The sequence below is a fragment of the Paraburkholderia strydomiana genome (assembly GCF_031456815.1).
Lineage (GTDB): Bacteria > Pseudomonadota > Gammaproteobacteria > Burkholderiales > Burkholderiaceae > Paraburkholderia > Paraburkholderia caledonica.
This window is the reverse complement of record NZ_JAVDVL010000007.1, coordinates 206,822-224,586: the sequence shown is the minus strand read 5'-3', so window position 1 is coordinate 224,586 and position 17,765 is coordinate 206,822. Positions and strand designations below refer to the sequence as shown.

The 17,765-nt window shown below is 62.3% G+C and carries 13 protein-coding genes and 1 tRNA gene; 10 read left to right on the top strand and 4 right to left on the bottom strand.

All coding sequences use genetic code 11. From position 1 onward, the window contains the following. Positions 1 to 232: 232 nt before the first annotated feature. Entirely contained in the window at positions 233 to 3,103 is a 2,871-nt protein-coding gene (locus J2W46_RS20485; protein ID WP_310355742.1) for a YadA-like family protein, read from the bottom strand. 577 nt (positions 3,104 to 3,680) lie between these two features. On the opposite strand from J2W46_RS20485, the gene J2W46_RS20480 reads away from it, so the two are divergent. From J2W46_RS20480 to J2W46_RS20465, 4 genes are all read left to right on the top strand, one after another. Continuing rightward, positions 3,681 to 4,700 carry a YVTN family beta-propeller repeat protein gene (locus J2W46_RS20480; protein WP_020065472.1) on the top strand — a complete coding sequence of 340 codons (1,020 nt, stop codon included), beginning with the start codon at positions 3,681 to 3,683 and terminating at the stop codon, positions 4,698 to 4,700. A 63-nt stretch (positions 4,701 to 4,763) separates the two neighbouring features. Then, complete coding sequence (locus tag J2W46_RS20475) at positions 4,764 to 5,759, top strand: sterol desaturase family protein (protein WP_020065473.1); 996 nt, start codon at positions 4,764 to 4,766, stop codon at positions 5,757 to 5,759. A gap of 149 nt (positions 5,760 to 5,908) precedes the next feature. Next, positions 5,909 to 6,742 (top strand): EI24 domain-containing protein, encoded by an 834-nt coding sequence (locus tag J2W46_RS20470; RefSeq protein ID WP_020065474.1) that lies wholly within the window; start codon positions 5,909 to 5,911, stop codon positions 6,740 to 6,742. Positions 6,743 to 6,772: 30 nt separating this feature from the next. Next, positions 6,773 to 7,603 carry a competence/damage-inducible protein A gene (locus tag J2W46_RS20465; protein WP_310355740.1) on the top strand — a complete coding sequence of 277 codons (831 nt, stop codon included), beginning with the start codon at positions 6,773 to 6,775 and terminating at the stop codon, positions 7,601 to 7,603. A gap of 116 nt (positions 7,604 to 7,719) precedes the next feature. On the opposite strand, the gene J2W46_RS20460 is transcribed toward J2W46_RS20465, so the two are convergent. Then, positions 7,720 to 8,184, bottom strand: a complete 465-nt coding sequence (locus J2W46_RS20460) for a rhodanese-like domain-containing protein (protein ID WP_310355738.1) — start codon at positions 8,182 to 8,184, stop codon at positions 7,720 to 7,722. A 438-nt stretch (positions 8,185 to 8,622) separates the two neighbouring features. On the opposite strand from J2W46_RS20460, the gene glnA reads away from it, so the two are divergent. The 4 genes from glnA (at position 8,623) to J2W46_RS20440 (ending at position 15,261) form a co-directional block, all read left to right on the top strand. Further along, positions 8,623 to 10,038 carry a type I glutamate--ammonia ligase gene (glnA, locus tag J2W46_RS20455; protein ID WP_020065477.1) on the top strand — a complete coding sequence of 472 codons (1,416 nt, stop codon included), beginning with the start codon at positions 8,623 to 8,625 and terminating at the stop codon, positions 10,036 to 10,038. A 143-nt stretch (positions 10,039 to 10,181) separates the two neighbouring features. After that, the gene (gene glnL / locus J2W46_RS20450; RefSeq protein ID WP_020065478.1) at positions 10,182 to 11,324 is read left to right on the top strand and encodes a nitrogen regulation protein NR(II); all 1,143 of its coding nucleotides are present in this window, start codon (positions 10,182 to 10,184) and stop codon (positions 11,322 to 11,324) included. A 48-nt stretch (positions 11,325 to 11,372) separates the two neighbouring features. Continuing rightward, positions 11,373 to 12,890 carry a nitrogen regulation protein NR(I) gene (gene ntrC / locus J2W46_RS20445; protein WP_288823540.1) on the top strand — a complete coding sequence of 506 codons (1,518 nt, stop codon included), beginning with the start codon at positions 11,373 to 11,375 and terminating at the stop codon, positions 12,888 to 12,890. A gap of 181 nt (positions 12,891 to 13,071) precedes the next feature. Beyond that, positions 13,072 to 15,261: a prolyl oligopeptidase family serine peptidase gene (locus J2W46_RS20440; protein ID WP_310355733.1), complete on the top strand. Its 2,190-nt coding sequence runs from the start codon at positions 13,072 to 13,074 to the stop codon at positions 15,259 to 15,261. A gap of 95 nt (positions 15,262 to 15,356) precedes the next feature. On the opposite strand, the gene xth is transcribed toward J2W46_RS20440, so the two are convergent. Next, positions 15,357 to 16,133, bottom strand: a complete 777-nt coding sequence (xth, locus tag J2W46_RS20435; RefSeq protein ID WP_310355731.1) for an exodeoxyribonuclease III — start codon at positions 16,131 to 16,133, stop codon at positions 15,357 to 15,359. A gap of 191 nt (positions 16,134 to 16,324) precedes the next feature. Here xth and J2W46_RS20430 point away from each other — a divergent pair, with 191 nt between their 5' ends. After that, entirely contained in the window at positions 16,325 to 16,612 is a 288-nt protein-coding gene (locus J2W46_RS20430) for a hypothetical protein (protein ID WP_020065482.1), read from the top strand. Between the two features lie 113 nt (positions 16,613 to 16,725). After that, positions 16,726 to 16,802 (top strand) — tRNA-Met (locus J2W46_RS20425). Positions 16,803 to 16,908: 106 nt separating this feature from the next. Here J2W46_RS20425 and J2W46_RS20420 read toward each other — a convergent pair. Beyond that, a complete protein-coding gene (locus tag J2W46_RS20420; RefSeq protein ID WP_310355729.1) occupies positions 16,909 to 17,607 on the bottom strand; it encodes an aspartate/glutamate racemase family protein in 699 nt (232 codons plus the stop codon). Positions 17,608 to 17,765 lie beyond the last annotated feature (158 nt).

Genomic DNA, 17,765 nt, shown 5'->3' with positions numbered 1-17,765 from the left:
TGTTTGGGGGCCGCTGCGCATGCCGAGCGCTTCCTGCGCTTTCCTCGCCTTCAACCGCGCTGAACAAAAAAGGCGCGTGACACTCGTTCCTTATGGGAGGACGGGTGTCACGCGCGAACAGGCGCAATTCGGCGCCGGACCTGCGCCGACCGGCTGACTCCATATTTTTAGCGCCGCGACGCACGGCGCTCTGCCGGACCGGACGCCAGCGCCCCAGTCCGGCAACACTCACTTACCAGTGCATACCCGCACCGATCGATGCGCCGATCTGGCCACGTGAGTCCGTACTGCCTTGCAGCTTGTAGACCCACTTGCCCGTCTCCGACAACTGCGACACGCCGATGGCAAGCGCTGACTGGCCGCCATAGGTGCCGCCGGCCATCGCGACCATGCCGTGACCGGGCAGCACAGCTTGCGGCAGACCGACCATGGCTAAAGCAGATGCAGTGCCGCCGTACGAGTCGCGTCGAGCTGAGCGGATCTGGTCGTCGGTGTAGTTGCGCGCCTCGCCGACCGCGCCGCTCGCGCTCTGCTGCAACTGATTGACGTTGACTGCGTCCGTGCCTTGCACGCCGGCTGCGACATTGGTGATCTGGCGCTCCTGACCCGCGGCGCCGACGGACACCGTATTCGCGCGATCCGCGACCGAGCCTTGGCCCAAGGCGACGGAATTCGTGCCGCTAGCAGTGGCAGCCGAGCCGAGCGCAGTCGCGTTGTTGCCGCCTGCGATGGAATTCGCGCCGATTGCGGTGGCGTTCACGCCGGTGGCCTGCGCGTTCGCGCCGCCCGCGACCGAGTGCACGCCCGACGACACGGCACCTTCGGTGTCGCGATTACCTTCGCCGCTGAAGAACGGATTCGCTGCGTTGACCACGGCGTTGTTGACGGCGCCGGTGATCGCAGCGTTCAGTTGACCGACGTTGACGGCATCGGAAGCGTCGACGCCTGCGGCGACGTTATGGATCGTGGTGCCGCCGCTAGCGGCATTGCCACCCAGCGTGACGCTGTTTTTGTCGACGTCGCCATTGGCGTCCTGGTCGTACATCACTGCACCGTCGAGCTTCGCGGCGTTGGCGGCGCCCTGATCGCTGACGGCTTTCAACTGTGCGACGTTGACGGCGTCGGTATCGGCTGTGCCGGCTGCGACGTTCGTGATCTGCCGCTGGTTACCGGCCGAGCCGACCGAGACCGTTCCCGCGCGATCTGCGATGGAACCCTGGCCGAGCGCAACGGAGTTCGCGGCGACGGCGCTTGCCTGATAGCCGAGCGCGACGGAGTTGGAAGCCGCCGCGCTTGCCTGATAGCCGACGGCAAGGGAGTTGAGCCCCGCCGCGCCTGCCTGATAACCGAGGGCAGTCGAGCCGTCGCCTGACGCACTGGCAAAGCCTCCAACGGCGGTGCTGTAGCCACCCTGCGCCTGAGAACTGGTGCCGGCGGCTAGGCTTGCATCGCCGACGGCAAGCGCCGAGCTGCCGATGGCGACCGCATTGGCCCCGGTCGCCGATGCGTCGTCGGTGCCGTCGTTCAGGCCGTTTGCCTTGAAGTAGCGCGCCGCGTTCGCACTGACCGTTTGTAACTGGCTCAGGTTGACGGCGTCGGTTGCCTGGGTGCCGGCAGCGACGTTGGTGATCTGGCGTTCGCTGCCGGCCGAGCCGACCGAGACCGTTCCTGCGCGATCGGCGATGGAACCTTGACCGAGCGCGACAGAGTTGGCGGCGACAGCGCTAGCCTGATAGCCCAGGGCGACCGAGTTGGCGGCGACAGCGCTTGCCTGATAGCCGAGCGCAACCGAGTTGGCCGCGCGAGCGCTTGCCTCATATCCGAGGGCAGTCGAGCCGTCGCCTGACGCGTTGGCAAAACCCCCAACGGCGGTACTGTAGCCGCCCTGTGCCTGTGAACTCGTGCCGACGGCCAAGCTTGCATCGCCCGCGGCAAGTGCCGAACTGCCGATGGCGGCCGCATTGGCCCCGGTCGCCGATGCGTCGTCCGTGCCATCGTTCAGGCCGTTGCCGTTTGCCTTGAAATAGCGCGACGCGCTTGCGGTAGCGGCTTGCAACTGGCTGACGTTGACAGCGTCGGTTGCGTCCGCTCCAGCCGCGACATGCGTCAGGCGGCGCTCGTTGTCTTGAGAGCCGATCGATACTTCGCCCTTTGCGACCGTAGCCGCAATGGTCGTGGGATCGGCGCCAGCGGGTACATACGCGGGTTTGCTGAGGTCCGCGCCCGTTGCGGAGTGAGCGCCGAGCGCCGCGCTGTTGTCAGTGGAGGCTGCGGCACCGTAACCGATCGCGACCGAGTTCAAGCCTGTAACCAGGGCCGCGTAGCCGAGCGCCGTGGAGTTCCCGCCTGAGGCAGTAGCCGAGGGTCCACCGGCGAAGGCGTTGTTGCCCGACGCCGTGGCCGCATAGCCCAGCGCGACACTGCCGATCGCGCTGGACTTCGCGCCGTAGCCAAGGGCGGTCGACTGCGTTCCGGTTGCGGCTGCGCCACTGCCTAAGGCGGCGCTGCCATCCTTGTCTGCGAGCGCTCCTGACCCGGCCGCGATCGAGTCGATGCCGTTTGCACTTGCCAGCACTCCCGTGGCAACCGCGTGATCACCAGTGGCAACGGCTGCGGTCCCTGTTGCGACCGAATCGGCGCCCGACGCCACGGCGCCAGTTCCTGCTGCAATCGACCGGAAACCCTCTGCACGCGCACTCATGCCCAACGCTGTCGAACCTTCGGCTGAAGCGCTGGAACCCGCACCTTGTGCGATCGAATTTAACCCGGAGGCTGTTGCCCCTGAGCCCACTGCAATCGAGTTGTCTGCCGCCGCGGCGGCGCCCGCACCTTCCGCAATGGAACTCGTACCCGATGCCGTCGCGTTCAATCCGAGCGCCACGGAGTTATCTCCGGCGGCGACTGCGAAAGGCCCCGCGGCCGTGGAATTGACGCCTGCCGCCATTGCGTTCGCCCCACCCAATGCCGCAGCCGCCGCGACAACCGCCAGTACGACAAGCTTCGTGCGCGTAGAACCGCGCTTGGTCTTCGCCGTTGACGTTTCGGGCGTCGCTACCCAGGTTGCCGTCGCTTCGCACCAGATTGATTGATGGATTTTGTTCACTTGTCTTGAAACTCCGCGCAGTTGTGTCGTGGCCGGAGTGGACGAAATAATCGGAGAGGGCGTCATCGCCCATTAATCAGGTTGCGTGCGGAAAATATTGGCTATTAACGCGAGCCTGCTTGCTGCCAATTATCTGGCTGTTGCTTTCGTGTGGTTGCCCACGCCCGGATTATCTGCGTCACACTCGAAACGTCCACGGGATTGAGGGTTGGACGATGAGCACGCGAGATTGTCGGAGCGCGCTGCGAACGGCGGAAATAAGCGAAATCCGAAAATATGCGAAACAAATCCAGCGGTCTTAAATCGATCGATTAATTTGGTTGTAAAGCGAGGCGGAATAGAGAGTAGTCGTGATTATTCCGAGTTTTAATAATGCGGAGCGGAGATTGTCTTATCGCGTCCGCGCACAAATGAGACTGACGTTTTCTCCCATCGCTGCGCATCCGGAAGCAGATTCAAACGCTCAACAAGCGTCCCATCCGGCCCTTCATTTTCCGTGAGCGACACCCCGATCTGCGTCAACCGCAGGCCCGGGCAAACGTTCTACAATGACGGTCGTTCTCCGAAGTGAGTTTTCATGCGTAAATTTTTTCTTTCTGGCGTGACAGCCACGTTCGCCGCGGGCATGGCTCTCGTAGCCGCCGCAGGCGTTTTTTCTCCGGCGGCCCATGCCAACAACGTGATCGTGCTGAATTCCGCCGAAGCCACGCTGAGCCTTATCGACGAGACGACTCGCCAGGTAGTCGGCACTGTACCGACCGGCAAGGAACCGCATCACCTGATGGCGACGCCGGACAACTCGTCGCTGATCGTGGCGAACTCGGTGTCGAACAACCTGATGTTCGTCGACCCCAAGTCGGGGCAGGTGCAGCGCTGGGTCGAAAACATAGAAGACCCGTACCAGATCGGCTTTTCGCCTGATCGCAAGTGGCTGGTTACAACCGGTCTGCGCCTCGACCGCCTCGATATCTATCACTACGACGGCCAGAAGAACCAGATGACGCTCGCGTCGCGTCTGCCGCTCGCGGTCATGCCGAGCCACATGGCGTTCACGAACGACAGCAAGACGGTGTTTGTCACGCTGCAGGTCTCCGGCGAACTCGCCGCGATCGACCTGGCTACGCAAACCGTCAAGTGGAAAATGAAGGTCGGCAAGGTCCCCGCAGGGCTCTGGATGACGCCGGGCGAAAAGTATCTGCTCGTCGGCATGACCGGCGCCGACTACGTGGCCGTCGTCGACTGGCATACGCAGAAGATCGTGAAGACCATTCACACGGGCAACGGCGCGCACAACTTCCGCTCGCTCGCCGACGGCAAGCACGTCGCGGTGTCCAACCGGGTGGCAAGCACGATCAGCATTATCGACGAAGATTCGCTTACCAATGTCGGCGACATCACCGGTTTGCTGCCGGGTCCGGACGACATGGAACTTTCCGCCGACAAACGGTATCTGTGGGTAACGTTCCGCTTCGCGAAGCACGTCGGCGTCATCGACCTGAACACGCGCAAGCTGATTCAGACCATTGCGGTGGGCCGTTCGCCGCATGGCATCTATTTCTTTAATCGTGCGCCGGTCACAGCGCCGAATGGCGCGTGATAATGCTGCTATCCAAGCCGCTTTTCAGCGAGCCGCAACGATCGAAGTAACCCGACCAGCGCCATGTTCCATCTGATTTCGTCTTCCCTCGACAGCTTCGTCTCCGCGTTGCAGACGTTGCTGTATGTCGACGTGGTGCAGCCGCTGCTGTTCCACTTCAATCTGATGGACTACGACGAGGACACATACGACAGCCTTTACTGGGTGATCGTGGGCGTCCTCGAAGTGCTGGCCATGTACGCGATCTTGCGGCCGCTGGAAGCGCTGCGTCCGGTCGAGCAGTGGGAGAACCGCAAGGCGGTGCGCGTTGACGTGATCTACACGTGGATCGCCAAGCTGGGCATTCTCAACCTGTTCTTCTTTTTTGCGCTGCAGCCGTTTTTCGACCATGTGCAGGCGTGGTTGCGCCTGCATGACATCTCGAATATCGAGTTCGACAATCTGTGGCCCGGCGTGACGACGCAGCCGCTCGTCACTTTTGTCATGTACCTTCTGGTGCTCGATTTCGCGGGTTACTGGTATCACCGCTGGCAGCACCGCGTCGGCGTCTGGTGGGAGTTGCATGCGGTGCATCACAGCCAGCAGCAAATGTCGCTGTGGGCCGACGACCGCAATCATCTGCTCGACGACCTGCTGCAGGCGTCGTTCTTCGCGGTGATCGCGCTCGTGATTGGCGTGCCGCCGTCGCAATTCGTCGTGCTCGTTGCCATCACGAATCTCGCGCAAAGCGTCCAGCACGCCAACATTCGCCTGTACTTCGGCTGGCTCGGAGAGCGTCTGCTGGTCAGCCCGACGTTCCATCGGCGCCATCATGCGATTGGCTACGGTCACGAAGGTCTGAAATACGGCTGCAATTTCGGCGTGCTGTTTCCGTGGTGGGACATGCTGTTCCGGAGCGTGTCGTGGAGCCGCGAGATGGAGCCGACCGGAATCAGCGACCAACTCCAGGGCCGCGTCTACGGCGAAGGTTTCTGGGCACAGCACTGGCTCGCCTTCGCGCGCATCGGCCGGCGTCTGTCGGCACGGCGGCGCAATCAGGGCGGTGCGACCGCAGTCTGAGCCTGACGGTTCGTTTCTCCGCCCGCCGCCGGTTTCCCCGGCGGCGCGTCACGTGGTTTATGCTGTCCACGTTCGCGCTCAAGGTCCGCATTCTGTGACCGCGCGCCGCTTCCTCCATTTCATCGTTGCACTCACCGGCACTGGCTCGCATGAATGATCTGTTGCGCTCGTTCGGGCGCGCGCTCGCAAGCGCGCTCCACCCGCGCATGCTCTGGCTGACCTTCCTGCCGTTCCTCGCGGCAACAGTCGGGTGGGGCGTGATCCTGTGGTTCTCGTGGCAGACGCTGATCGGCGCGACGCGCGGCTGGCTCGAAAGCTGGTCGTTCACCGTCACGCTCTACCATCTGTTCGACTCGCTTGGCTTTTCCGGACTGCACGCGGCCATCGCGCCGTTCCTCGTGATTGCCATGACGATCCCGCTGATCGTCGTCACGGTATTGCTGCTGATCGCCACACTGTCGATGCCGGCCGTGATCCGCTTCCTGTCGACTCGCCAGTTCCCAGGCCTCGAAATGCGTCGCGGCGGAACGTGGTACGGCAGCGTCGGCCAGGCGCTCTGGACGACGCTGGTATGTCTCGTGCTGCTGATCGTCACGCTGCCGCTGTGGCTGGTGCCGCCCTTTTTCGCATTGATTCCGCCGCTGCTGTGGGGCTGGCTGACCTATCGCGTGATGACCTACGACGCGCTCGCTCTGCACGCGACCCGCGACGAACGGCGTGCGCTGGTTCGGCGTTTCCGCTTGCCGCTGCTGTTGATCGGCGTCGCGAGCGGTTTGCTGGGTTCGTTGCCGACGCTGTTGTGGGCATCGTCGGTGTGGCTGATCGTGTTATTCCCGGTCATCACCGCGGTGACCATCTGGATTTATGCATTCATCCTCGTGTTTTCGGCGCTGTGGTTCGGCTACTACTGTTTGCGGGCACTGCAACGCATGCGCGCGGACGAGGCAGGGGGCGTGCGGCAGACTGCGCCGGTTCCTTATTGATCAACAAACGACATAACCAAAGAGGCGGCAATGGCATTTGGCGTCATCATCATCGGCGATGAAATTCTGTCGGGCAGGCGCGTCGACAAGCATTTGCCGAAAGTCATCGAACTGCTGGGCGCGCGTGGCTTGTCGCTCGGCTGGGCGGAATATATCGGCGACGACCCGCACCGCATTACCGCGACGCTGCGGCGCACTTTCGACTCCGGCGATATCGTGTTTTCGACGGGCGGTATCGGCGCGACGCCGGACGACCATACGCGTCAATGCGCGGCGGCTGCGCTCGGCGTGCCGCTGGAATTGCATCCGCAAGCGCAGAAGCTGATTCAGGAGCGCATTCGCGACATGTATCCGGCCACCGCAGCGACGCCGCTGGACCTGAATTCGCCCGAGAATCTGCATCGTCTGAATATGGGCACGTACCCGCAGGGCGCGGAGATTATTCCGAACGGCTACAACAAGATTCCGGGCTTCTCGATCCGCGAGCACTATTTCGTGCCGGGCTTCCCAGTCATGGCCTGGCCGATGATCGAATGGGTGCTGGACACCCACTACGCGCATCTGCATCACGCCATGCCGCACGCGGAAAAGTCCTTGCTGGTGTTCGAGCTGCCCGAGTCGCGCGTCACGCCGCTAATGGAAAAGATCGAACACGATTTTCCTGGCGTGCGCGTGTTCAGTTTGCCGAGTGTCGGCGACGCCGAGCGCGGGGGTGTTTATGCGCGTCATCACATCGACCTGGGCGTGAAGGGCGAGCCGGAGGCCGTTGCGGCGGCGTTTGTGAAGCTGCGAGAAGGCGTGCACCTGCTGGGCGGTGACATCGTCGAGCACGAGGCGGCAGCGGCGAAGCCCCGCGCCTGAGCTTCGCCTGCGCGCTACGAAATTTGCGACCGCGCTTGCCGCGCGGATTCGCATTGGGCGGTGCGTAATCGCTCGTATGTGATCGCCCTCACGCAATCGCCCTCACGCAATCCCCTTTAAGCGCCGATCCACGGCAATCCGCGAAAACACCAGCCCGAGACGGTCTTGCGATGCCCTTGGCCGTCCTTGTCGCCTTCGAAGCCTTCCAGCAGGTCATAAGCCTTCGTAAAGCCAGCTTGCGCGGCCGCGATGGCCGCGAGCTTCGAACGCGCGGCGCTGCGACACAGAAAAAGCACCGGCGTATCCGGCGACGCAACGTCGCTCAACTGATGCAGGAACTCCTGATTCGGCACTGCGCCCGGATAGCGCGTCCATTCGACGTGCGCATACTGCCCGTCGCCGATCACCGGCCGGCCGACCCAGTCGAGTTCCGCGCGCGTGCGCACATCCACGAGATGCGTGCGCGGATCGAGCTGGAGCAGTTCGAACGCCTCGGCAGGCGAGAGCGCGCCAGCGTACGGCAACTGGTTTTCGGTACGGCGTTTGTCCGCCTGTGAATACAGCTGTTCTAGTGTGCTCATGAGTCAGTCTCCTTGACCAAAAGACCATTCTATCGCGGCCTCCAGGCGTGGCGCGGGGTCCAGATGCTGCGTCGAACAGTAAGCCATGTGGCGGATTTAAGCGCCCATGTCTGGTGCAAATTTCTGCCGATGCACCAAAATAAACCGACGCGGATAGCGCTCAACGAAAATTGCCCCAATACGGTGCTTGACGCTGAGACAAGAACTCAAGGGCGCACGTCACGCGGTGCGCGAATTCCCCGGAAACGCGCGCAGCACGTGCGTTCGCGCCTTGTTGGCGCATACATGGCACAGTTGCTGCTTTAACCGTCCCGATCGATCTGCCGCGGCTAATTTCGACTTTTACTCTTCATCATTGAGGGGTGGACGTGCCGGGACGGGTCAGCTAGATTGGGCGGCGGCTGAAATCCGCCGAATTCGTTAATCAGGAGATAGGTTATGAGTAAATCCGTGGCCGACGTCGTTCAACTCGTCAAAGACGAAGACGTCAAGTTTGTCGACTTCCGTTTCACCGACACGCGCGGCAAAGAGCAACACGTTTCGGTGCCGGTGTCGGCATTCGATGAAGACAAGTTCGAAAGCGGCCATGCGTTTGACGGTTCGTCGATTGCCGGTTGGAAGGGCATCGAAGCATCGGATATGTTGCTGGTCCCGGACGCGAACACGGCCTTCATCGACCCGTTCTACGAAGAGTCCACGCTCGTGCTGACCTGCGACGTCGTCGAACCGGCGGACGGCAAGGGCTACGAGCGCGACCCGCGCTCGCTCGCCAAGCGCGCTGAAGCCTATCTGAAGAGCTCGGGCCTGGGCGACACGGCCTTCTTCGGTCCGGAACCGGAATTCTTCATTTTCGACTCGGTTCAGTGGAACACGGATCAGTCGGGCTGCTTCGTCAAGATCGGCTCGGAAGAAGCACCGTGGTCGTCGTCGAAGGAATTCGAAGGCGGCAACACCGGCCACCGTCCGGGCACGAAGGGCGGCTACTTCCCGGTCGCTCCGGTCGACACGTTCCAGGACATCCGTTCGGAAATGTGCCTGCTGCTCGAACAGATCGGCATTCCGGTCGAAGTGCATCACCACGAAGTCGCGGGCCAGGGCCAGAATGAAATCGGCACCAAGTTCTCGACGCTGGTGCAACGCGCCGACTGGCTGCAGCAAATGAAGTACATCATCCAGAACGTCGCGCACACGTACGGCAAGACGGCAACGTTCATGCCGAAGCCGATCGTCGGCGATAACGGTTCGGGCATGCACGTTCACCAGTCGATCTGGAAGGACGGCCAGAACCTGTTCGCAGGCAACGGCTACGCAGGTCTGTCGGAATTCGCGCTGTTCTACATCGGCGGCATCATCAAGCATGCTCGCGCGCTGAACGCGATCACGAACCCGTCGACGAACTCGTACAAGCGTCTCGTGCCGCACTTCGAAGCACCGGTGAAGCTGGCTTACTCGGCTCGCAACCGTTCGGCGTCGATCCGTATTCCGCACGTGTCGAACCCGAAGGGCCGCCGTATCGAAACGCGCTTCCCCGATCCGATGGCGAATCCGTACCTGTGCTTCTCCGCGCTGATGATGGCGGGTCTGGACGGCGTGCAGAACAAGATTCATCCGGGCGAAGCCGCCGACAAGAACCTGTACGACCTGCCGCCGGAAGAGGATGCAAAGATCCCGACCGTGTGTGCCGGCCTCGATCAGGCTCTGGACGCGCTGGACGGCGACCGCGAATTCCTGACGCGCGGTGGCGTGTTCACGGATTCGATGCTCGATGCGTACATCGAACTGAAGACGAACGAGCTGCAGCGTTATCGTCAGTCGGTGCACCCGATCGAGTTCGAAATGTATTACTCGCTGTAAGCGGCAATGGCGCTTCGCCCTTCGAACGGCGAAGCGCTTTGTCCGACGCTCGCGATCGGTCACGAAGGGACGGCGGCGCCGTCCCTTTTTCGTTGGACCGGCCGCAGTGATTTGCCACCATCTCCTATCGGCCAGACTGCAAGATGGTTCTGAAAAATCTGATCAAGGCGCGCAAAGGGCACGAGCAGACGTTGTCGGATGACGCGCAGCTCGTCGCTTCCGGTTTGCTGCAGGGCTTCGAGGCACTGCCCACCGTCGTGCTGATACTCGAGAAGCGCACGCTGCGCGTCGCGTTTGCGAATCCGTCGGCCGAGTCGATGCTCGAGCTTTCGCGCAAGCAATTGACGCAGATGGCGTGGCCGGACATTTTCTCGAACGCGGACGAGCTGGTCGCGACCATCACCTCGATCGCCGCGAACCGTTTCCACGCGACGCATCTGGATGCTGTGCTCGAGCGGCCCGGTCACGAGCCGCTGCATGTGCATGCGATCGTCGGCTTCCTGGAAAGCGCGCAAGACTACGTGTTGCTCGAACTGTTCGAGAACGAGCGGCATTTGCGCACCGACCGCGAGGAGCGCATCAACGACCTGACGGCCGTCAATAAACAGCTGATCCGCAATCTTGCGCACGAAATCAAGAATCCGCTCGGCGGCATTCGCGGCGCGGCGCAATTGCTGGAATTCGAACTCGGCGAGCGTCAACGCGACGAGTTGCGCGAATACACGCAGGTCATCATCAAGGAATCGGACCGCTTGCAGACGCTCGTGGACCGGTTGCTCGAGCCGCATCGTCATCCGCATATCGTCGGCGACGTGAATATTCACGAAGTGTGCGAGCGCGTGCGTCAGGTGATTCTCGCGGAGTTTCCGCGCGGGCTCACCATCGAGCGCGATTACGACGTGAGCGTGCCGGACCTGCGCGGCGACAAGGAGCAATTGATCCAGGCGCTGCTGAACATCGTGCGTAACGCGGCCGAAGCTTTGCGCGAACGCATTTCGCAAGGCGACGCGCGCATCGAATTGCGCACGCGCATCGCACGCAAGATTACGGTGTCGAAACGCTTATGTAAGCTGGCACTGGACTTGCATATCATCGACAACGGCCCCGGCATTCCCGAGGAAATCCGTGACCGCATCTTCTATCCGCTCGTATCGGGGCGCGAGGATGGCAGCGGTCTCGGCCTGACGCTCGCGCAGACGTTCGTGCAACAACACGACGGTTTGATCGAAGTGGAAAGCCGGCCTGGCCACACCGAGTTTCAGATTCTGCTGCCGCTCGACTGCTAACACCGCATCTGCACACTGCAGGCATCTCAAGACTTCTGACAGACCTATATGAAGCCGATCTGGATAGTAGACGACGATCAATCGATTCGCTGGGTGCTTGAAAAAGCCCTCGCTCGCGAAAACTTCGCGACTCGCAGCTTCGCGAATGTGCGCGAGGCCTCGGCGGCGCTCGATCACGACAGCCCGCAGGTGCTGGTGTCGGACATCAGGATGCCCGGAGGCTCCGGCCTCGAATTGCTGCAAACCGTGCGTGACAAGGTGCCGGGCTTGCCCGTCATCATCATGACGGCGTTCTCGGATCTCGACAGCGCGGTGGCCGCATTCCAGGGCGGCGCATTCGAATATCTCGCGAAGCCGTTTGACGTCGACAAGGCTGTCGAACTGATCCGCCGCGCCGTGGACGAGAGCATGCGCGGCGAACAGACTTGGGACGAGCGCGTTGCCGATGCACCGGAAATGCTCGGCCAGGCACCGGCAATGCAAGACATGTTTCGCGCGATCGGACGTTTGTCCCATTCCGCGGCAACCGTGCTCATTACCGGCGAATCGGGCACCGGAAAGGAACTGGTCGCGCGTGCGCTGCACCGACATAGCCCACGCGCGAACGGTCCCTTCATTGCGCTCAACACCGCCGCGATCCCGAAGGATCTGTTGGAATCCGAACTATTCGGCCACGAGCGCGGCGCGTTCACCGGCGCGCAGGCAATGCGCCAGGGCCGCTTCGAACAGGCCGAGAACGGCACGCTCTTTCTGGACGAAATCGGCGATATGCCATTCGATTTGCAGACGCGTCTGTTGCGCGTGCTGTCGGATGGTCAGTTCTACCGTGTCGGCGGACACAACCCGCTGCGCGCCAATGTGCGCGTGATCGCGGCGACGCACCAGAATCTGGAATCGCGCGTGCGTCAGGGTTTGTTCCGCGAGGACCTGTATCACCGTCTCAACGTGATCCGCTTGCGTTTGCCCGCATTGCGCGAGCGCAGCGAAGACATTCCTTTGCTCACGCGGCACTTCCTGCAAAAAAGCGCGCGCGATCTTGGCGTCGAGTCCAAGCGGGTGTCGGAAGAGGCGCTCGCGTATCTGGCGTCGCTGCCGTTTCCCGGCAACGTGCGGCAGTTGGAAAACCTCGCCAACTGGTTGACGGTGATGGCGCCCGCGCAGACCATCGAGATCAAGGACTTGCCGCCCGATCTCGGTCCCGCGCAGGCCGGTGCAACCGACCTTGCCGGCGGTGGCGGTGCCGCGCTCGGCACGTCGGACGCGAGCCTGGCGGGTACTGCGCCGATCAACGGCATGAATCCGGTCACGCATTCCGCGGCGGCTGGCAGCATGCCGGTCGCCACGCCCGTCAGCGCTTGGGAAGGCGGCCTGCGCACGGAAGTCGCACGCCTCTTGCGCGAGAACTCCGCCGATGTGATGGACGAACTCGCGCGCCGCTTCGAAGCTGCAGTGATCCGCGAGGCGCTCGACTTCACGCGCGGACGCAAGGTCGAGGCGGCGGAGCGTCTGGGCATCGGGCGCAATACGATTACGCGCAAGATTCAGGAACTCAATCTCGAGCCTTGACGCGCGTTCATTCCCACTGACCGGAGCGCGGCGGCTCAGGGTATGGCGTGCACGGCGCCCGCCCTGGCCGATCGCGAGATGTTGCGCCCGGCAACCCCGCTTCGCGAGTCGCGGAAGCCATTGAAGCGGGCTTCCGCGGTCGCAAGGCATAATCAACGCTGTTTTCCTTCGACAGCCGACGATGCCTTCTGCTTCTTCCGTTTCTCCCAGTTCTCCCGGTTCCCCCGGTTCCCCAGTTTCCTTTTCCTGGCCGCTTTCTCCCGATCCGTTTCTCTGGCTCGAGGCACTCGACGCCCCTGAAGCGCTCGCGTGGGTCGAGAGGCAAAATGCCCGCACGCGCGCCGCATGGTGCAGCGGCGCGCCATTCGAAACGCTCAGGCAACGTCTCGCCGATGCCTACTTGCCGCGCGAACGTCCGGTGATTCCCGATCGTTGGAAGGAATGGGCATACGACCTGTGGCAGGACGAGCGCAATCCCAAAGGCATCTGGCGGCGCACAACCTGGTCCGCATGGCGCGGCGGCAAGCCTGAATGGGAGAATCTGATCGACTTCGATGCACTCGGCGAAGCAGAAGGAACGCCGTGGGTGTGCTCGGAGTTCGACATTCTCTATCCCGACGGCGATCGCGCGCTGATCACGATGTCGCCGGGCGGCTCGGACGCGCTGGTGGTCCGCGAGTTCGACATCGAAACGCGGCGTTTTGTCGACGACGGATTCGCGATCCCGAAGGCCGGCAAGCACACCGCGTCCTGGATCGACCGCAATACGCTTTACGTGGGTTGGGACAATGGTCGCAAGAGCCTGACGCGCTCCGGCTATCCGCGCGAAGTGCGGCGCTGGACGCGCGGCACGGCGCTCGCCGATGCACCCGTCGTGTTCAAGGGTGCGTTTAGCGATATCGGCGTGGAAGGGCATTACGATCCGGTGGAAAAGCGGCACACGGTGGTGAGCAGCGTCGATTTCTTCGATTCGCGCACGTACTACCTGGACGATGCGGGCGGCGTCGACGGCGCTCACGCTCCGGCCGACGCCTGGCGTCTTTATGATGTGCCGTCGCACGTGGCAGTGAGCGGCTGGCAGGGCTGGCTGTTGCTCGAACCGCGCCTCGACTGGCACTGCAACGGCGTCGTCTATCCGGGCGGCGCGTTGCTGGCGATTCGCGAAGCCGCGTTCCTGCGCGGCATGCGTGACGTGACGCCGCTCTTCATGCCGACTGCGCAGACCTCCGCGTGCGAATGGACGCATACGCGCAATCAGCTCATCGTCTCGTATCTGGAAGACGTGCAGAACAAGACCTTGTTGTTCACCACGTCGCAAGCCGCCGATCAGACATGGCAGCGGCAGCGGCGCGTCTTTCCATCGCACCCGGACGGGCAAGCCGACGTCTCGCCGGTGGAGTCCACGCTGAACGACGAGGTGTTCGTCGATACCGACGACTATCTGCAGCCTCCCGCGTACTGGCTCGCCGATCTTGCCCGTGACGATCTCAACGAGTGGGAACTGCTCGAGCGCTGGCCGACACAGTTTGACGCGACGCGCTTCATGGTGACGCGCGGGCATGCTGTCTCCGCGGACGGCACGCGGATACCGTACACAGTGGTCGGACCGCGGACCGCGCGGGATCAGCAATGCAACGGCCCGGCAGAAGAGCGGCCGGCCTCGCAATCGTCGCGGCCCTGCCTGCTGACCGGCTACGGCGGCTTCGCGATTCCATTGCTGCCGAGTTATCTGACGGGGCAGGGCATCGGCTGGCTGGAGCGTGGCGGCGTGTACGTGGTCGCGCACATTCGCGGCGGCGGCGAGTTCGGTACTCGCTGGCACACGGCGGCGCAAGGCGAAGAACGGCAGCGTGCGTTCGACGACTTCATTGCGGTAGCGCAAACGCTCGTCGCGAACGGCGTGACGAGCGCCGCGCAACTCGGCATTCAGGGCGGCAGCAACGGAGGCCTGCTGGTGGCAGCGTGCATGGTCCAGCGCCCCGAACTCTTCGGCGCGGTGATCTGCGAAGTGCCGCTGCTCGACATGAGCCGCTATCACCTGCTGCATGCAGGCGCGTCATGGATCGACGAATACGGCGATCCCGACGATCCCGACGACGCGCGCGCACTCGCCGCGTACTCCCCTTATCACAACGTGTCGGCCGGCGTGAAGTATCCGCCGGTCCTGTTCACGACATCTACCGCCGACGATCGCGTGCATCCCGGCCATGCGCGAAAGATGGCCGCGCGCATGCAGGCGCTCGGCGTCGACAACGTGTGGTATCGCGAAAACACGGACGGAGGACACGGCGGCTCCGATGAACTGGAGCAGGCCGAGCACGATGCGATGGTTTTCGAGTTTCTATGGCGAACGCTGAGCGCTTCCGCTTGAGGCTTTGGGAGAGGCTTCGTGAGAGCAGGTCGTAACAGTCTGTCTCGCAGCCGGGTTTGACGTTGCGAGACCCGGCCGGATCTTGCCGGTGTTCGTCAGCCGATCTGCGCGACGACCGGTGCATGGTCCGACGGCTGGTCCCACTTGCGCGGCACCTTGTCCACTTCGCATGACGTGCAGGCTTCAGAGAGCGGCTTTGAAAGCAGGATATGGTCGATGCGCAGGCCCGCGTTGCGGCGAAACGCCATCATCCGGTAGTCCCACCACGAATAGATTTTTTCGGGCTGTTCGAACTGACGGAATGCGTCGACGAGACCCAATTCGATCAGCCGCAGGAACTCGGCGCGTTCTTCCGGCGAAACGAGGTTCTGGCCTTCCCACGCCTTGGGATCGTGCACGTCGCGGTCGTCAGGTGCGATGTTGTAGTCGCCGAGCAGCGCGAGCTTCGGATACAGCGCCATTTCGCTTGCGATCCAGTTGTGCAGCGCGGCGAGCCAGCGGAGCTTGTACGCGAATTTGTCGGTGCCGGGCGCCTGGCCGTTCGGGAAGTACGCAGAGATGATACGCACGCCCTCGACGGTCGCCGCGACCACGCGCTGCTGCAAGTCCTCAAAGCCGGGAATATTTCGCACGATGCTGCTTTCGTCCACATTCAGACCCTGGCGCACGAGAATGCCGACCCCGTTGTACGTCTTCTGGCCCGCGAACCAGCTGCGGTAGCCTTTCTCTTCGAGTTCGGCGCGCGGGAACTTCTCGTCGGGCAGCTTCAGTTCCTGAAGGCACAGCACGTCGGTGCCGCTGGTTTCCAGCCAGTCGATCACATGCTGTTGGCGGACTTTGAGGGAGTTGACGTTCCAGGTGGCGATTTTCACGGGAGATTCTCAAGCTGAATGGCGCAGGAGCCGTAGCTTACCAGCGCATACGGGGCAAAACGATTTTCGCGCGGCTCGAACCACGCGAAGCGAACCAAAATAAAAAGCCGATGCGCGACGCGCGCGGCGTATAGTGGGGATCACACTCACAGTTTGACTTACTCAGGCACTGGCGTGCAGCGGAGGGCATCATGGCTCAACTTTATCCTGATCTTTATAAGGACTTCGAAGTGCATCCGCTGGTTTTCTCGCGGGCGTTCGACAAGTTCGACGGTCACAAGCGGCACGCGGAAGGCTATGACGTCGCGGTGCGCGTGTGTCGTCCCGGCGCAATCAGCGGGTCGAAGGCGAGCCGCGTGTTTCGTCTCGTGCTACCTGCAACGTTCTCCGATTTCGGCGTGGCCAAACGCAGCGCGAGCCAGTACGGCGCGGATATTATCGACGGCAAGATCGAGGGCGCGACTGTGCTGGATCTGTGAGCCACAGATGCTCCTTTTGCGCTTTCGTTCGTGCTTCGCTCTAATGAATCATGCGATTGTTGCGGGATCGTTTGACGTATAGCTAACATCTCTATACAATCCTTTTTCTCTGACGCGGGGTGGAGCAGTCTGGCAGCTCGTCGGGCTCATAACCCGAAGGTCACAGGTTCAAATCCTGTCCCCGCAACCAAGCATTGTTGAAAGCCCGCTGGCGCAAACCAGCGGGCTTTTTAACTTGTAGCACCGCAATTGTGGCGCTGCGATTGCGTTGAAATGCAATCGCGCGTCGTCCGCCACTACTGCGTTCCAATCGCCCACTCAACCGCCGCTTGCGCATGCAACGCCGTGGTATCGAAAACGGGCAGAACAGAATCTTCCGGCTTGATCAGCAACGTGATTTCGGTGCATCCGAGAATCACCGCTTGCGCACCACGCGAAGCCAGCGATTCGATCACGTTTTGATACACCGCGCGCGATTCGCTGTTCACGTTGCCGTGACATAACTCGTCGTAAATAATGCGGTGTATGTCCGCGCGTTCTGCTTCTTCGGGCACCAAAGTCTCGAGTCCATAGCGATCGTGCAGTCGGCCTGTGTAAAACGTCTGCTCCATCGTATAGCGCGTGCCGAGCAAGCCGACGCGCTCGACGCCCGCCGCGCGCAACGCGGTGCCGGTCGGATCGGCGATATGCAGAAACGGTACGTTGATCGCCTGCTCGATCGATTCATACACGCGATGCATCGTATTGGTGGCGAGCATCACCAGCTCGGCGCCGCCGCGTTCCAGTTGACGCGCCGCGTCGGCCATCCGCTCGCCGAGCGCGCCCCAGTCGCCCGCGCGCTGATCTGCTTCGATCGGCGCAAAGTCCACGGTCAGCATCAGGCTGCGTGCGTTGTGATGACCGCCCAGGCGCGCCTTCGCGTGACGGTTGAGCAGCCTGTAATACTCGGCGGACGACTCCCAGCTCATTCCGCCAATCACACCTATCGTCTTCATCTGCATGCTCCCGATCATTGCGTCTTGATGACTGAGCTGAGTATAGGTGCGCCGCGGTGCACGCAGCCGGTACGGATTTCGCGGCACTCGCCGGTACGGCAAGCGGATTAAGCGCCAGGCAAAACGCTAGATAGACGCCGGATACAACCTGCGCATAC

What these genes read in the sequence shown, in the direction of transcription:
- J2W46_RS20480 (WP_020065472.1), top strand. Translation starts at nt 3,681, where the DNA reads ATGCGTAAATTTTTTCTTTCTGGCGTGACAGCCACGTTCGCCGCGGGC.
- J2W46_RS20475 (WP_020065473.1), top strand. Translation starts at nt 4,764, where the DNA reads ATGTTCCATCTGATTTCGTCTTCCCTCGACAGCTTCGTCTCCGCGTTG.
- J2W46_RS20470 (WP_020065474.1), top strand. Translation starts at nt 5,909, where the DNA reads ATGAATGATCTGTTGCGCTCGTTCGGGCGCGCGCTCGCAAGCGCGCTC.
- J2W46_RS20465 (WP_310355740.1), top strand. Translation starts at nt 6,773, where the DNA reads ATGGCATTTGGCGTCATCATCATCGGCGATGAAATTCTGTCGGGCAGG.
- J2W46_RS20460 (WP_310355738.1), bottom strand. Translation starts at nt 8,184, where the DNA reads ATGAGCACACTAGAACAGCTGTATTCACAGGCGGACAAACGCCGTACC.
- glnA (WP_020065477.1), top strand. Translation starts at nt 8,623, where the DNA reads ATGAGTAAATCCGTGGCCGACGTCGTTCAACTCGTCAAAGACGAAGAC.
- glnL (WP_020065478.1), top strand. Translation starts at nt 10,182, where the DNA reads ATGGTTCTGAAAAATCTGATCAAGGCGCGCAAAGGGCACGAGCAGACG.
- ntrC (WP_288823540.1), top strand. Translation starts at nt 11,373, where the DNA reads ATGAAGCCGATCTGGATAGTAGACGACGATCAATCGATTCGCTGGGTG.
- J2W46_RS20440 (WP_310355733.1), top strand. Translation starts at nt 13,072, where the DNA reads ATGCCTTCTGCTTCTTCCGTTTCTCCCAGTTCTCCCGGTTCCCCCGGT.
- J2W46_RS20430 (WP_020065482.1), top strand. Translation starts at nt 16,325, where the DNA reads ATGGCTCAACTTTATCCTGATCTTTATAAGGACTTCGAAGTGCATCCG.
- J2W46_RS20420 (WP_310355729.1), bottom strand. Translation starts at nt 17,607, where the DNA reads ATGAAGACGATAGGTGTGATTGGCGGAATGAGCTGGGAGTCGTCCGCC.